Source organism: Levilactobacillus zymae (genome assembly GCF_032190635.1).
GTDB classification, from domain to species: Bacteria; Bacillota; Bacilli; order Lactobacillales; family Lactobacillaceae; genus Levilactobacillus; species Levilactobacillus zymae_A.
The window spans coordinates 135,160-150,071 of sequence record NZ_JAVLAS010000001.1; the positions used below are offsets into that span (position 1 = coordinate 135,160).

General features: G+C 55.0%; 18 protein-coding genes. 8 read left to right on the plus strand and 10 right to left on the minus strand.

Translation table 11 applies throughout. The annotated features are described in order from the left end of the window. Positions 1–30 precede the first annotated feature (30 nt). From RI501_RS00475 to RI501_RS00485, 3 genes are all read right to left on the minus strand, one after another. On the minus strand, positions 31–1,053 hold the full coding sequence (locus tag RI501_RS00475; RefSeq protein ID WP_313819845.1) for a polysaccharide deacetylase family protein: 1,023 nt from the start codon (positions 1,051–1,053) through the stop codon (positions 31–33). A gap of 461 nt (positions 1,054–1,514) precedes the next feature. Then, positions 1,515–1,880, minus strand: a complete 366-nt coding sequence (locus RI501_RS00480; RefSeq protein WP_313819846.1) for a hypothetical protein — start codon at positions 1,878–1,880, stop codon at positions 1,515–1,517. A gap of 99 nt (positions 1,881–1,979) precedes the next feature. Continuing rightward, on the minus strand, positions 1,980–2,582 hold the full coding sequence (locus tag RI501_RS00485) for an NAD(P)-binding oxidoreductase (protein ID WP_313819847.1): 603 nt from the start codon (positions 2,580–2,582) through the stop codon (positions 1,980–1,982). A gap of 159 nt (positions 2,583–2,741) precedes the next feature. On the opposite strand from RI501_RS00485, the gene RI501_RS00490 reads away from it, so the two are divergent. Further along, positions 2,742–3,725: an aldo/keto reductase gene (locus RI501_RS00490; RefSeq protein WP_313819848.1), complete on the plus strand. Its 984-nt coding sequence runs from the start codon at positions 2,742–2,744 to the stop codon at positions 3,723–3,725. 238 nt (positions 3,726–3,963) lie between these two features. Further along, positions 3,964–5,274, plus strand: a complete 1,311-nt coding sequence (locus tag RI501_RS00495) for an NCS2 family permease (protein ID WP_313819849.1) — start codon at positions 3,964–3,966, stop codon at positions 5,272–5,274. Positions 5,275–5,333: 59 nt separating this feature from the next. Here RI501_RS00495 and RI501_RS00500 read toward each other — a convergent pair whose 3' ends face one another. From RI501_RS00500 to RI501_RS00520, 5 genes are all read right to left on the minus strand, one after another. Further along, positions 5,334–5,741, minus strand: a complete 408-nt coding sequence (locus RI501_RS00500; RefSeq protein WP_313819850.1) for a hypothetical protein — start codon at positions 5,739–5,741, stop codon at positions 5,334–5,336. Then, complete coding sequence (locus RI501_RS00505) at positions 5,738–6,145, minus strand: hypothetical protein (protein WP_313819851.1); 408 nt, start codon at positions 6,143–6,145, stop codon at positions 5,738–5,740. Before RI501_RS00505 ends, RI501_RS00500 begins: the two co-directional genes overlap by 4 nt. Positions 6,146–6,154: 9 nt before the next feature. Beyond that, positions 6,155–6,394 (minus strand): hypothetical protein, encoded by a 240-nt coding sequence (locus RI501_RS00510; protein ID WP_313819852.1) that lies wholly within the window; start codon positions 6,392–6,394, stop codon positions 6,155–6,157. Between the two features lie 28 nt (positions 6,395–6,422). Further along, positions 6,423–6,833 (minus strand): hypothetical protein, encoded by a 411-nt coding sequence (locus RI501_RS00515; RefSeq protein WP_313819853.1) that lies wholly within the window; start codon positions 6,831–6,833, stop codon positions 6,423–6,425. Positions 6,834–6,898: 65 nt separating this feature from the next. Then, positions 6,899–7,489 (minus strand): TetR/AcrR family transcriptional regulator, encoded by a 591-nt coding sequence (locus RI501_RS00520; RefSeq protein WP_313819854.1) that lies wholly within the window; start codon positions 7,487–7,489, stop codon positions 6,899–6,901. A 431-nt stretch (positions 7,490–7,920) separates the two neighbouring features. Here RI501_RS00520 and RI501_RS00525 point away from each other — a divergent pair, with 431 nt between their 5' ends. Both RI501_RS00525 and RI501_RS00530 read left to right on the plus strand, forming a co-directional pair. After that, entirely contained in the window at positions 7,921–8,808 is an 888-nt protein-coding gene (locus RI501_RS00525; protein ID WP_313819855.1) for an NAD(P)H-binding protein, read from the plus strand. 154 nt (positions 8,809–8,962) lie between these two features. After that, positions 8,963–9,748 carry an alpha/beta fold hydrolase gene (locus RI501_RS00530; RefSeq protein WP_313819856.1) on the plus strand — a complete coding sequence of 262 codons (786 nt, stop codon included), beginning with the start codon at positions 8,963–8,965 and terminating at the stop codon, positions 9,746–9,748. On the opposite strand, the gene RI501_RS00535 is transcribed toward RI501_RS00530, so the two are convergent. Further along, positions 9,745–10,689, minus strand: coding sequence for a sugar-binding transcriptional regulator (locus RI501_RS00535; protein WP_313819857.1), 945 nt, complete (start codon positions 10,687–10,689; stop codon positions 9,745–9,747). The two genes, RI501_RS00530 and RI501_RS00535, sit on opposite strands and share 4 nt — an antisense overlap. A 154-nt stretch (positions 10,690–10,843) precedes the next feature. On the opposite strand from RI501_RS00535, the gene RI501_RS00540 reads away from it, so the two are divergent. The 4 genes from RI501_RS00540 to citG all read left to right on the plus strand — a co-directional run bounded on the left by RI501_RS00540 (position 10,844) and on the right by citG (position 14,549). Beyond that, positions 10,844–11,998 (plus strand): NAD(P)-dependent malic enzyme, encoded by a 1,155-nt coding sequence (locus RI501_RS00540; RefSeq protein WP_313819858.1) that lies wholly within the window; start codon positions 10,844–10,846, stop codon positions 11,996–11,998. A gap of 69 nt (positions 11,999–12,067) precedes the next feature. Continuing rightward, positions 12,068–13,123: a [citrate (pro-3S)-lyase] ligase gene (gene citC, locus RI501_RS00545; RefSeq protein ID WP_313819859.1), complete on the plus strand. Its 1,056-nt coding sequence runs from the start codon at positions 12,068–12,070 to the stop codon at positions 13,121–13,123. Positions 13,124–13,140: 17 nt separating this feature from the next. Further along, entirely contained in the window at positions 13,141–13,698 is a 558-nt protein-coding gene (gene citX / locus RI501_RS00550) for a citrate lyase holo-[acyl-carrier protein] synthase (RefSeq protein ID WP_313819860.1), read from the plus strand. After that, positions 13,698–14,549: a triphosphoribosyl-dephospho-CoA synthase CitG gene (citG, locus tag RI501_RS00555; protein WP_313819861.1), complete on the plus strand. Its 852-nt coding sequence runs from the start codon at positions 13,698–13,700 to the stop codon at positions 14,547–14,549. The genes citX and citG overlap by 1 nt, the downstream gene beginning before the upstream one ends. Before the next feature lie 61 nt (positions 14,550–14,610). Here the strand turns inward: citG and RI501_RS00560 are convergent, their stop codons facing one another. Beyond that, entirely contained in the window at positions 14,611–14,904 is a 294-nt protein-coding gene (locus RI501_RS00560) for a hypothetical protein (protein ID WP_313819862.1), read from the minus strand. Positions 14,905–14,912: the final 8 nt, after the last annotated feature.

Below are 14,912 nucleotides of genomic sequence, written 5' to 3' on the forward strand. Positions count from 1 at the left end.
GCTGCTTTTTTAAGCTAATCTGTTGGTCAATTACTTACCGGTCGTCCGGTAATCGTGTTGACCAAAGTACTGTAGTCCCGGTAAAGCTTGTTGATTGAGGAGTTGTCCCACCGTCACGAAGTGGTACCCCTTCGCTTTTAATTTATGAATAATCGTCGGCACGGCCGCCACGGATTGTGAATGAATATCGTGCATTAGAATAATGGATCCGCTGCGCGTGGCGCTCACCACCGAATTAATATCCTTTTGCGTGTTTAGGTAAGCCCAGTCCCGTGAATCGACGGACCACCGAATAACGGGTTGCTCGATTGCCCGTCCTTCCGCCGCGGTGATGTTCCCGTACGGTGGCCGGACGAATTCGGGCAGCTGCCCCGTGGCCTGATAAATGGCCTGGTTGGTACGGTTGACCTGACTGACCGTCTTAGCCGTCCCAATGGTGTTAAAGTCCGGGTGGTTCCAAGAATGGTTACCCAATTCGTTGCCCCCGGCTAACACGGCCCGGGAAACCTTCGGGTAACGCCGAACGCTTTGGCCGACCTCAAAGAAGGTCGCGTGAACCTTGTTGGCCTTCAACGTCTTTAATAATCGCGGCGTCAGGGTCGGATCTGGTCCATCGTCAAAGGTTAACGCCACGACTTTTTTCGTCTTCAGTGGCGTGACCCGGTCGGCCTTTGGTAAGTACTTGTTCAACACCTTGCCTTGTAACTGCTTGTACGGAATCGTGATGTGCTTAACCTTAAAACTGTTGGGCAAAAGGTTCATCTTGATCCCGTTCTTCGTCAAAGTTGCCTTCTTGGCCATGTTATGTGGCAACTTGACCTTGTAGACGGCGGGCACCTTACTGCTCTTAGCGTGAGTGGTGGTTAAAATCTCTTGACGTGCCGCCTGCCGGATAGCCGCCAATCGGTGAGTGTTGCGGTTCGTTAACTGGCCAAACGTGACCACCTTGTTCGTGGCCGTCTTCGCGTGACCCACCGTGGTCCCCATTCCCGTTAACCCGGCAATGGCCGCCACCGCAGCTAATCCTGTGACCCAACGTGTTGAATATCGCATCGCGATCCCCTCCTCAAAATCCTGAGTATCCCCGTTTCTTAATCTCAGTTTAGCAGGTTTTTCTCAAAACGGGGTGGTTAACGCTATTTGAATTTTGGGGGCTTCCCTGACGTGCGTAATGCCCAGCACAATTCAGGGAACTTAACCTTGTTCCCCCTGACGATTCAGGGTAACTATTAGGCAGGGTATGACAACTAGGGCCACGGTTATCGCCCATCTTCCCAGTGCCGAAACGTGTTCCTACCGGGCAACTGGCTCCGCTTAACCCCACTAGAGAGATTAGCCAACCCCAGGCTAATCCCTCCAGTGCCGAAACGTGCCCCTATCGGGCAGTTCACTCCGCTTAACCCCGTGAGGGAAAAAATCCAAGCCCGGGATTTTATCCCTCACGACGTTAATGCTCATGAACTAACCGCCCTGCGGGACCACTCTATCAAAAAAGCAACCGAACTTGTCGGTTGCTAGTTGTCTGCATCATCGGGTGCGTTTTCTGCCTGGTGATTTTCTCTTAAAACGTCGTTCGTGCAATCTTCCAAATCCGCTAGCACGTCCGCATTATCTTGTTGCTGTGCCGCTAAATTCTCCGCGACCGCCCACCGTGCTAACGTGTCCGTAATTGGGACAATGTCTTGAATGATTGCCATTTGCGCATCGTTACGGTGTTGCTCTTGAATCGTTCGAAAGCTCTCAACGTCCGTAATCAGACGCAAAACCTTCCCCGTGTCTTTTTCCACGGATTGAAAAATCACAAAATGCGATTTTTGATTGGCTTCGTCGATTCGCTCCCGAACAATCTGTAACTGCTGATCATTGATGTTTAAGGCCACTATTTTCACCCCCGCACCCCTTATTCTAACAAAGAATGGTGCTAATTAACCGCAATTATATCGCAAATTTCACAAAGTAGGGGCACCCTTTTCGTTTCCTTAACAAATTGCCAGCGATTGATAGTCGTGACCACCGTTTAATAACAGATCCGCGGCCACCCGTGCCACTGTTTCACGTGAAACATTTCCCGCGGGAACCGGTTGGCCCTCGGCCAGAATTTTCGGCGCGGTCGCCGGTGCATCGGTCAACGTAACGGGACGTAAAATCGTATAGGGAAATTCGGCCTCGTCAACTTGTTTCGCTGCATAGCGTTGTTGGTTTAAGTACTCTTTGACATCGGTGATGCCCGGATAGGTCAACTCACCGGTCACCTCTTGATCGACACCCGCCGTACTGAGCATCACGAAGCGGGTCAACGGCAATTGTTGCCGGTACTGGGTATCAAACAACGCTTCAAAGGCCCAGTCAACATCCATTCCCGTTAGCGCCGAAAAAACGACTGGTTGATCCTGCAACGCAGGGCCATAGGTCACCGCCTTGTGCAGGTCACCCGTCAGCGCCGTCACCTTGCCGGTTAAGTCGGGGGGCAGCTGAGTAGTTACGCCGTGTAAGTAGCGCACCACAGTATTCGGTTGGGCTACCAACTGACGAGCTACCGCCAACCCAATCGAATTAACCCCGATAATTAAATAAGTTGTCATCCTGATCGCTCCTATCTTGGTTCCCAGTGTACCAGAAACCCCCAACCACGAAAACCGTCCGCCAGATTTCGCGATGTTAATCCCCTCGCCGCCCGAATTCGGGTATAATGGGGGCATGTTGAAGTATCCGCTTTCATTGATTAATTGGGAGGTCTTGTGATGACACACGATAACGTAACAATCGGTAAGACGGACGTTCAAACCACCCCACTGGGACTAGGTACGAACGCAGTGGGCGGCTACAACCTCTTCCCCGATTTACGGGACGAAGATGGCTTAGCGCTGGTCCAAGCCGGATTAAATCACGGCATTCGGCTACTGGATACGGCCTTCGTTTACGGCATGGGCCACTCCGAAGAATTAGTCGGGCAAGCCATTCACGATTTTGATCGCCACAGCTTTGCGCTAGCCACTAAGGGCGCACAGGACTTTTCGAGTGGGGAACAGGTCATCAATAATGACCCGCAATTTCTCACTCAACAGGTCGAAACCAGTCTCAAACGACTCAACACCGACTATTTAGATATCTACTATATTCACTTCCCCGACAACCGGACCCCGAAGGCCGGAGCCGTGGGGGCCTTACAACGCCTCCGTGAACAGGGGAAGATTCGGGCTATCGGGGTTTCGAACTTTAGCCTCGAACAGGTCAAGGAAGCCAACGCTGACGGTTACGTCGACGTGGTTGAAGACGAATACAGTCTCCTGCACCGCGACCACGAAGCGGATCTGCTGCCCTATCTGAAGGACCACCAGATTAGCTTCGTCCCTTACTTCCCCCTAGCTTCCGGTCTGCTCACCGGTAAATACGATCGGACCGTCAGCTTCCCGGCAAACGACATTCGTAGCCAGATCAGCGACTTCCAGGAACCTCGCTACTCGCAGGCCCTCGCAGCCGTCGATCAGCTCCGACCAATTGCCACCGCCCACCACGCCACGGTGGCCCAAATCGTCTTGGCCTGGTATCTGCAAAATCCGCTGGTTAGCGTCGTAATCCCCGGGGCCAAGCGCGCCTCACAAGTCGTGGCCAACGCACAAGCTTTAGACGTGACGTTGACCTCCGCTGAGTATCAGACCATCGATACCGCCTTTGCGGCCTTCCAGCACACCACCAGTGGTAAATCTTTAGCCGATCCCGATTAACCCAGCTTCTTACTGCCGGTGGTGCCCGCTTAACTTTAAGCCGTCCCTAGTTTCCGTTTCGGAAATCAGGGACGGCTTTTTATTATTTTCCGAACAATCGTTTTCATATAAAAATCGTAATTCGTAATTGTAATCATTTAATGGGTGTGATACACTACTTAAGTAAAGAGAGAACGAATAAACCCGAACTATTCCATTTAATGTTCGGGTTCTACTATTGATTTAAGGAGTGCACAGTATGCAACGAATTGCCGAGTATTTTCACTTTAAGGAAAACGGAACGAATTTTAAGACCGAAATGCTGGCGGGGTTAACCACCTTCGTCTCCATGGCCTACATTCTGTTCGTTAACCCCCAGGTCTTAGGGGCTTCCGGGATCAACCAGGGGGCCGTGTTTACCGCGACGGCCTTCGCCTCCGCCTTCGGGTGTTTCCTGATGGGCATTCTCGCCAACTACCCCATCGCCATCTCCGCGAGTCTGGGGATCAACGCCTTCTTCGCCTACTCCGTGGTCATCGGGATGAAGGTCCCGTGGGAAACGGCGCTGGCGGGGGTGTTCGTGGCCTCCATCTTATTCATGATCTTAACGGCCTTCAAGCTACGGGAAATGGTGGTTGACGCCATCCCCCGTGACCTGAAGATGGCCATTAGTGCCGGGATTGGGCTGTTTATCGCCTTTATCGGTCTCAGCGAAGGTGGTATCGTCCAAGCCGACAAGTCGACCTTCCTCACGTTAGGCTCCCTGCACGTCGGCAGTACCTGGTTGACCATCTTCGGGTTGCTGGTGACATTGATTCTGATGAGTGCCCGGATTCCCGGCGCCATCTTTATCGGGATGATTGCCAACTCAATCTTAGGCCTGGTCACCGGTTTGATTCCAATGCCCAAGCAAATTATTTCCGGAGTACCCAGCATCAGCTCAACGTTCATGGTAGGGCTGACCCACGCCGGCAGCATTAACTCCCTCCAACTGATGGTGGTGGTCCTGACCTTCTTACTGGTCACCTTCTTTGACACCACCGGGACGCTGGTCGGATTGGCCGAACAAGCCGGCCTGGTCAAGAACAACAAGCTTCCCCGTATCGGGAAAGCCCTGATGGCCGATTCCAGTACCATGGTGGTGGGTTCTCTGTTAGGGACGTCACCAATGGGCGCCTTCGTGGAAGCCTCCGCGGGGATCGCCGTGGGTGGTCGGACCGGCTTTACCGCCATCACCACCGGGATCCTGTTCATCTTCGGGGCCTTCTTCTCCCCGTTGCTGGCCGTCGTGACCAGTCAAGTCACCGCCCCCGCCTTGATCATCGTCGGGGTCCTGATGGCGCAATCCTTAAAGAACATCCACTGGGAAAAGTTCGAAGTGGCCGCCCCCGCTTTTCTGATCGTGCTGGGCATGCCACTGACCTACAGCATCTCCGATGGGATTGCATTAGGGTTCATCACCTACCCGCTGACCATGATCGCCGCTAAGCGTGGCAAGGAAGTCGGCGCAATGATGTACGGATTGGCCGTGGTCTTCGTTCTGTTCCTCTGGATTTTAAACGCAAAATAACTGGGCTACACTGCCTAAAAAAACCGGACCATCCCTGCGCGGGGTGGTCCGGTTTTACGTTAATTTCGGGGTGGTTGGTGGCGCACCAGCCGATAGTAAAGAAACGCGATATCCACTAACAAGGCCAAACCACAGAGCAACGTGGCGCCGTCCCACAGCACGCGCCACAAGAAGTTAGTGAACCACGAGCTTGCCGCCCAGAAAAAGAAAACATCGGGAATGGCGAACAAGACGTACGTCAAAAAGAACTCATCTAACCGGTCCGCATCGCTCTGGTGTTCCTGCCGGGTATCTCTCAGCCAGTCCCAGTGACGCGCAATGAGCCAGGCGGCACTGCCGTTGACCAGTAACGCAAAGCCAGTCCAGAGCAGGCGTGCGGTCCCGCCACCCTTGGCACCAAAGCTAAAGAACAGGGCCGCCCCGACGCCCACGACCAACCCCCACGTTAATTTTTCCGTCATTTTCATCGCCGTCGGCCCCCATCCGGGTAGCGGGCGCGAATCACTTTAACGAATCCCGCCTCTAACAACACCAGCAACGAATACAAGGATTGAAACGCCGCTAAAGTGCCAATGATCCCGCTGGACTGAGTCAACGGGAACCAGAAGATCAGCCCCAAAAAGACGGCGATTTCCAGCCCTAAATATGTACAAAATTCTAAAGCATTACTCCGGTTCTTCGCCCAGCCATAGTCGGCCAGGGGGTGCTCCGGATCACTAATCACCAAGGCCCCATAGATATTCACCACCAGCATCACTAGTGTGAGAATGATCCGTAAGCCGAGCCCGTCGTTTTGTTGGAGAACGCTATTGACTACCGGCAACAGAATTCCCGTGGTCAACGGGCCCCAACGTTTTAATTTTCTCCCCATAAATTCTCCCTACTTCTGTTTCGGATGCGCGTGCCGGTACCAGTGGCTCAACGCCGTGGTGAGGGTAAAAAATACCGCGCTACCCAACGTGACGTCCGCGAACAGTTGAATATAGTGCCACCAAAAGTACTGCCCCTGCGTCGCCCAATCCATCACGCCCTTAAGCACAAACGTCACGGGAATCGTCACGACCCACAGGAGTTCCACCTGGTCGAGCACCTCACGCCAGAATAAATGATACTTAAGCATCTGATTTACCTCCGTCCCCTAAGTTCGCTTACTGGTCCTCGCGCCGCCCTTTAAGTCGTCGCCGATAGTTAACCTGTGTCACGCCTAAACTACCGGTGACGACCACCAGTAGCCAACTGATAAAGTCGGCTACATGCCACAGGTTAAACGACAGATCCGTGAGCGGCGTTTTCAGGCTGTCACTGACTAACCAGAGCCCCCCGATGATGGCCACCAGGACCAGTTCCTGTAACGGATGGAGGTTGCGTTGCCACCACTTTTGCGGGTAGGTCGGGGCGACCTTGAGACAGAACCACAGGCTATACCCCAAGCACAACAGTAATCCCACAAAGCTACCCACTTGAACGGACAATCCGTAGGCCAGATTAAAGCTAAAAAAACTGATGACGCCGAGCCCGATTAGGCCGGCCAAAACGGCTCCCCAAGTTCGTCGTTGCATGTTATCCCTCCTCATTAATTAGTTTAGCATACTAACTCGTTACGGAAAAAGGGCGCTTAAGGGGCTTACTGGTTCAGCCAATCCTGATAAACCCGGGGTTGCAGGACCGCCCCCAGAATCATTTGGGTCAAATTGGTTAATCCCGCTTCACTACTAGTCGCCAATTCGGCGTAATGGTATACCGGATCGGTCAGAAAGTATCGAATGAGATTAAGGCTATCCGGTCGCAAGAGTCCCCGTTGCACCCCTAACTTCAGTAAGGTTTGAATCTGTTGATTGGCCGCATCCGCCGCCTTAGTCGCCACCACGGTCTTGAACTGCTGATCAGCCGTTAGTAAGCGAATAACCCTAGCTTCAGCCGGAAAAGCCGTCGCAAAGCGGTACAATGCGGTGATGCTGGTGGCCAGTTGCGTGACCAGTGGCATCTGCTGATTGAACGCCGCTGTTACGGCCACGCTTTGGTGATGAACCGTTGTCAGGTACACCGCCGTCAAGAGATCTTGTTTATTCGCAAAGTAAATATAGAGATTAGATTGTGGCACGCCTGCCAATTTAGCCACCTTAGTGGTCGAAAAATTAGCTAGCCCGCCTTGCGCTAAAATCGTAATTGCGGCGGTAAGAATTCGTTGGTGTTTCTGTTCGTCTTTAGGCTTCATCCGCTGATTCCTCCATAAAATCTTAGAGTCTGTCTTAAAAGACTAATTTAAAATATTCAGTGCCTCCGGGCTAACCCGGTCAGCAACGGGCGGAAACGGGTTGTGAGTGGGCACGGCTTCAAGCCCACAGTTCGGGTCTTGAAGACCGACTTGTGTCTGAGGTTCGAGCTGGCAAGAAACACCAGCCAACACAAGCCCATTTCCCTCCTGAGCCCATTTCTGACTGTCCCTCCAGCTCACATGAGTTATAACAATAACTAAACTGGGCTCTTTTCGGCAAAGGGTAATGAATGGTCGGTTAAATCGGTGATTGAGTTTTAAGACAGGTCCTAGTTAAATCGATTATAATCTTTGACAAAAGATAAGTCTATCTCTTATAATAAGTTCAATTAAAAGATAGACTTATATTTTATAAAAAGGAAGCCTTACTCATGAAAATCGTTTTAACCGGTTCTTTGGGTCACATCAACGCCCCCCTCGTTCAACAACTCATCGCCGCGCACCACACCGTCACCGTGATTAGTCACAACCCGCAACGCCAAGCGGCCATTACCGCGTTAGGGGCCATCCCCGCTATCGGGAGCATCACCGACCAAGCCTTCCTGACCCGCACCTTCACCGGGGCCGACGCGGTTTATTTGATGATTACCAGTGCCACGGGCGGTGACGACCTCTTTGCCGCCGGTCGTCAGCAGGCCACCGTTTACGCGAATGCCGTCCGAGCTGCGGGGGTCACTCGCGTGGTTAACCTCAGTAGCGTCGGGGCTAACCTCGGGCCCGAGGTGGGGTCCCTCCACATTTACAACGTGATTGAAGGCGTCTTGACTCGCCAGTTACCCGGCGTGAACCTGACCTTCATTCGTCCGACCGGCATGTTTTACAACCTCTTCAGTCATCTCACCAGCATCCGTCAACACCACGCCATCTACACCAATAGTCAGCTCGACCAGCGGAACTCTTGGGTGGCGCCTGCCGACATCGCTCCCGTAGTGGCCCAAGCCCTCACGGCGCCGCAACCCGGCGTCACCAGTCAGTACGTTGCCAGTGATGAACGGAGCTTCACCGAAGTGGCCGCCACGCTAAGCACCGCGCTCAAGCTGCCGGACCTTCAAGCCGTCCAAATTAGTGACGCCACCATGCTGGCTAACCTCATTCAAGCCGGAATGCCTACTGAATTTGCAACCCAGTACGTTAAGACCACCGCCTACGAGCGCGACCACGACTTCTACGCCGACTATCAAGCGCACCATCCTGTCCTGGGTCCGACCAAACTAAGCGATTTTGCTCAGGAATTTGCCCAGGTCTACGCCCAACAGTAATCAAAAAGCTCAGTTTCACCCTAATAGCGCGGTGGCTGAGCTTTTCTGATTCCTTGAGTGAATTACCCTGCCCAATTTCCAGCCACCAGTAGCGGCCGTTTCCTCTCAGGGCTTATACTTAAACCAGCATCTGGACAGAAGGAGTTTGATAACTATGAAATTTATGACTAGCGACCACGTCCGCCTCGACTACAGCGATACCGCTACCGCCGGGCAACCCGTGGTCTTACTCACCGGGATCGGCGGCGCCAAGGAAATCTGGGCCGACCAAATCACCTGGCTGAACGCCCACGGCTACCGGGTCTTGGCCCTTGACGCCCGCAACCAGGGTGCCTCGCAACACACCGTTAAGGGCCGGCGAATGACCCGCCACGCCTTAGACCTGCACGACTTCATCACCCAGTTAGGACTCGATCACCCGCTATTGATAGGTAACTCGATGGGCGCCGCCACGCTGTGGGCCTACGTGTCCCTGTTTGGTGACGCCGATTTAGCCGGTCTCGTGGACGTCGATCAGAGTCCCAAGATGATCAACGACGACACCTGGGCCTTCGGCTTTACCGACCTGACCTGGGACACCTTCCCCACCCTGTTGAAGTTCCCGCTGGGCTCGGCGACCTTCACCCACATCGCCGACGCGACTTACGCGGACGTCAAAAAGGCTGAGGCCGGTCACCCTTACGATGCCGAACTCAACCTGCCGTTCCTATTAGATCACGCGTTTCAGGATTGGCGCGATATCGTCGCGCTTCTCCACGTACCCTTTTTAATTATTGCTGGCGAAAAATCTCCCTATTTTAATCCGCAATTTGCGGCGGTCACGGCCAACCTCGCCGCCAACGGCCACAGTGTGGTCATCCCCAATAGCGGCCACATCGTGATGGCCGAACAACCCGCAGCCTTTAATCAAGCGCTAGGGGATTTCCTGCAAACGCTCTAAACGTCGGCCGCCAAGATCCGTTGGGCAATCGCCTCGTTTAAGACGATGTCCGTGACTAATTTACCGCGTAAGGCACCCAGGGCCGCGTCCGTCTTAAACTTGTTACGGATCACCCCCAACCGGCGTGGCGTCCGCAAGACCTGGCTGACCGGCAGCCCGACCGTCTTATCGTCCCCCTGGTTTAAGAAGCGCCCGTTAAGATCATACGGCCGCCCATACAGGATACCGGCGATGCGGTCGGCGGGAACGTTGGGAAAGATGGTGCCGTAGTGTTCCTGCCAGATGGGAATCGATTCGATGGACGCCAGCGTCCCAAACCCACAGAACAGGGCATCCATCTGAGCCGCTTGGGTAAAGGCCGGCTTGAGCGCCGGTTCTTGGGGCAAAGCCGCACGAATCTGATCGTTAATCACGTACAGTGGGCTGGCCAGCGTCACGTAATGACTGCCACACCGTGCCGCGGCCTTTTCCACCATTTGGCGGGAACCGGCCACCGAGCTGTACTTCATGTTGTCGCCGACGAACTGGGTAAACGTCAGGTCGTTTCTGACCTTGCTGTTCAGTTGGTCGATGATGCTAAAGACCGTGCTGCCCCACGCCACCCCAACCACGTGGGCGTGCTCGATCAGCGTCTGGACCTGCATCGCCGCATATTGCACAATGTTGTTGGCGTCTTCCGCCGGGTTTTCGGCGTTAAACAGGATGGCCACGTTGGGAATGCCAAAGCGCCGTTTGAATTCGGCTTCGAGGGCCACGTTCCGGGCGATCGGGTCGTTGACGGAAATGGTGACCACCCCGCTCTTCAAGGCCTCATCCAGGTGTTTAGTGATTAAATAACGACTTAAATGGTACTTAGTGGATAAATCGGCAATCGAGAGCCGGGACAGATAGTAGTCCTGGGCAATCAAGGCCAACAACTTCTGGTGCGAAATATCGTCCATGTGGCGTTTCCTCCTACGCGAATTTTAGCTTATAAGTTGATTTTACCACAGAATGTGTTTTGACAAATGCAAAAATAATCAGTATTTTTTGAATTTTTTAAAAAATCGGCGTATGCTAGATAGGAGTTAAAATTCGGAAAGAAGGACGTCAGATATGGCTGATTTAAAGGAAATCATCAAATTACACGAACGCGCAACGGGGGTCTTGGATATCAGTTCCGAACTTCCCGTTAAGAACGCGACCGATCTCGGTAAAGCCTACACGCCTGGCGTCGCCGGTATCTCGAAATTAATCGCCGCCCAACCTGACATGAAACGCAAATTGACCCTTAGTGGTAAGTTGGTGGCCGTGGTCACCGACGGCTCCGCAGTCTTAGGTCTCGGTAACATCGGTCCAGCCGGGGGCCTTCCCGTGGTTGAAGGTAAGTCGTTACTCTATAAGGACTTAGCGGGCGTCAACGCCCTACCCATCGCTGTCGACCAGGTGCCCGTCGACGAATTCGTCGCGACCATTAAAAACACGGCGAAGAGTTTTGCCGGGATCCACTTGGAAGACATCGCGGCACCACGCTGTTTTGAAATCGAAGATAAATTGAAACAGGCCCTCGACATTCCCGTCTACCACGACGACCAGGAAGGTACCGCCATCGTGGTTCTGGCCGGCCTGATCAACGCCGCTAAGGTAGCGGGTAAGGCCTTAGCCGACCTCAAAGTTGTGGTCAACGGTGTCGGCGCTTCCGGCATCGCCACGGCCAAGCTCCTTTACGCCGCGGGGATTCATCACCTGACCTTGGTCGATAAGCTCGGCCTAGTGACGCCCGATGATACTGACTACAACGCCTACCAACGCGGCTTGGCCCAACAGGTCGGGGAAACTCGTGCGGCTAAGACGCCGTTGGCGGACGTGATGACCAACCAAGACGCCTTTATCGGCTTGTCCGACGCCCACGTCTTGACCGGCGCCGACGTCGACCACATGGCCGCCAACCCGATCATCTTTGCGCTGGCTAACCCGGTTCCCGAAATCGACCCGCAGGAGGCCCACGACCACCACGTCGGGGTCATGGCCACCGGGTCGAGTCAGTATCCTAACCAGGTCAACAATATTCTGGTCTTCCCCGGTTTGTTCTCCGGCCTGTTAGCGTCCGGCTTGACCGCCGTGAACGCCGACCTGGAAGCCAGCGTGGCGCACGCCTTAGCGGGTATGATCGCTCAACCAACCGCCGATAAGATTATCCCTAGCGTCTTCGATGACGGTGTCGTATCTACGGTCACCGCCGCGGTCGAAGCGTTTGCGCAAAAAGACTAACCTCATCGTCTTGCAGCAGGCGACTAATTTTTAATAACTAACTATTTCTTTTAGAAAGGGGCTTGCCCGATGCAACCCGAGATCATTGACCTGTATTTAAGCGACGCCGCCACCCGTAAGCAGTGGCAAGGCCTGCTCACCGACCTGGGCATCACCAACTTCGCCGCCAGCGAAACGGCCCACCTGGACCACACCGTCGGCATCTACGAAGGAGACAAGCTGGTCGCCACCGGTTCCACGGCCGGCAACGTCATCAAGTACGTGGGGGCCTGCCACAAGAACAGCGAGGCCGGGGCCTACTTCAACGCCATCATTTCTGCGCTACTAAACGACCTCGCCCAACGCCAAATCTTCCACGTTTTCGTCTTCACCAAGCCGAAATACGTGGCCAGCTTCGAATACGTCGGCTTCCACGCTTTGGCTCAGACCGACAGCGGCGCCATCCTGGAAACCGGCGATACCGGTGTGCAGGACTACGTGGCCGCCCTCCCCAAGATCGAGCACCAAGACCAGGCAACCGTCGCCGGTATCGTGATGAACGCCAACCCGTTCACCCTGGGCCACCGCTACCTGATTGAAACCGCCGCTCAGGAAAACGACCTGGTCTACGTCTTCGTGGTCAATACCGACGCGTCGCTCTTTACTACGGCCGAACGCCAGCAACTGGTCACGGCCGGCACCGCCGATTTACCCAACGTGCGCGTGGTCAACGGCAGCGACTACATGGTCAGTTATGCGACTTTTCCGGCCTACTTTTTGCCCACGCCGGAAGCCGCGATTCGGTTCCAAACGCAACTGGACGCTCAACTGTTCAAGACGCAGATTGCCCAGCCGCTAAACCTGACCACCCGCTACCTAGGCAGCGAACCGTTCTCCAAAACCACGGGCATCTACAACCACGTCTTACAGGAAATCTTGCCACCGGCAGTCGCCGTGAAGATCGTTGACCGCAAAACCGTTGACGACCAGCCCATTACGGCTACGGCGGTCCGGCAAGCCATCGCGGACGATGCCATCGATACCGTAGCGGCTAGCTTACCGGCCACCACGTTACAGTTCATTCAAGCTCACCTGCCGATGCTGCAGGCCCGGATCAAGGCCGGCCAACGCATCGCTGGGAACTAAGAAAGGAAGTTTTGGTGATGCCTAACGCCACCTTTGCCACCGGGGACCCGCAAGACATCCCCGCCATTCTCGCCAACAAGGATCATCGTGCGGCCCTGCAACACCACCTGGTCACTACCTATCCGGACCAGGCCGTTTTGGCATTAAAACTCAACATCCCCGGCCCCATCAAAAACAACGCTCGGTTAACGGCCACGTTTAACGCCGGACTGGCCGCCTTTGACCAGGTCTTACATGACCACCAGCTAGCCTACCAATTGGTCGAGCAATGGGATCACCCGACCGGCCCAGAAGCCTTTCTGCGCAGTCCCGCCGCGGCGACCACGTTGAAGGCCGTCGCCGTTAACTTCGAGGATCACCACCCGCTAGGTCGGCTCTTCGACATCGACGTGTTGACCAGCCAACAGCCCGGCCCCCTGAGTCGCCAAGACAGCGGCTTACCGGTGCGGCGCTGCTTTATCTGTGACCAACCGGCCAAGGTCTGCGCCCGGTCGCGGGCCCACAGCGTCGCCGAGTTACAGGCGGCCATCGATCACACCATCACTGCCTACTTTGACGAACAGGAGACCGACTAATGCCCAACCGTGACCCCGCCATTTTAAACGCAACCCGGGCTCTACTCTACGAGGTGTCCGTGACCCCCAAACCGGGGCTGGTGGACCCCGCCGACGTGGGCCCGCACCCCGACATGGACGTCTTCACCTTCATCGACAGTGCCACGGCCCTCGAAGACTACTGGGCGACCTGCTTTGCGTTGGGCCAGGCCTTCACCGGCGCGGCGTTACCGGACCTCTTTCACCAGTTGCGGCCGGCCGGAGTCGCCGCCGAGACCGCCATGTTTCACGCGACCCACGGCGTCAACACCCACAAAGGCGCGGTCTTTTCCCTGGGCGTCATCGTGGCGGCCGCAGGGTATCAGACCCAAGCGGCACCCTACGCGACCGACCAAACTCTGGCGGTGGTCCGCGCCATGCTTGATGGTCTGACCGCTAACGACTTTGCCGGATTGGACCAGAAGCCGACCGACCAACTCACCGCCGGGGAGCGCCAGTACCTGAAGTACGGGACCACTGGCATCCGTGGCCAGGCCGAAGCGGGCTTCCCGGTGGTTGCCACCGTGAGCCTGCCCTACCTGCGTCGAAGTCACGGGACCCGAACGCAGCGCCTGTTAAACACGCTGATGACCATCGTGGCCCATACCGCCGACAGCAACCTGATCAAGCGTGCGGGGACCGATGCCATCGTTCCTTGGGCCCAGGAAACGGCCCAGGCGATTCTGGATGCGGGCGGGTGCCAAACAACGGCCGGTCAAGCGCGTCTTACCCGGATGAATCAAACGTTTAAGGCTAAAAATCTCAGTCTGGGTGGGTCGGCCGACCTGCTGATTTTAACGATCTACTTCGGATTAATGGAACAAATTTTTTAATCAAAAAATGGCCTCACCAACGGTTTTAAACCGGTTGGTGGGGTCATTTTTAAATTGAATTCTAATAGCCGGCTTCATGGTACCGCCGCCCAATTTGGCGTTCCAAGGCCAAGAGCTTTAACGGGTTCAACCGCCGCAACTGCGCGGAATCGTACCGTAAGACCAGTTGGTCGGTACCAACCACTTCGGCCACTTGCACCCCGTTAAGGCCCAATAAGGCAGTCTGGACGGCTTGCCGCAGGGCCGGTTGGTGCGGCCACACTGCCGAGGTCAGCACCATCTGACCGTGGTCGGGGTGTTGCAACTCAATCTGATACTTTTGCAGATACCGGGCAAACAACTCTTCTGGAGCCATACCGCCAC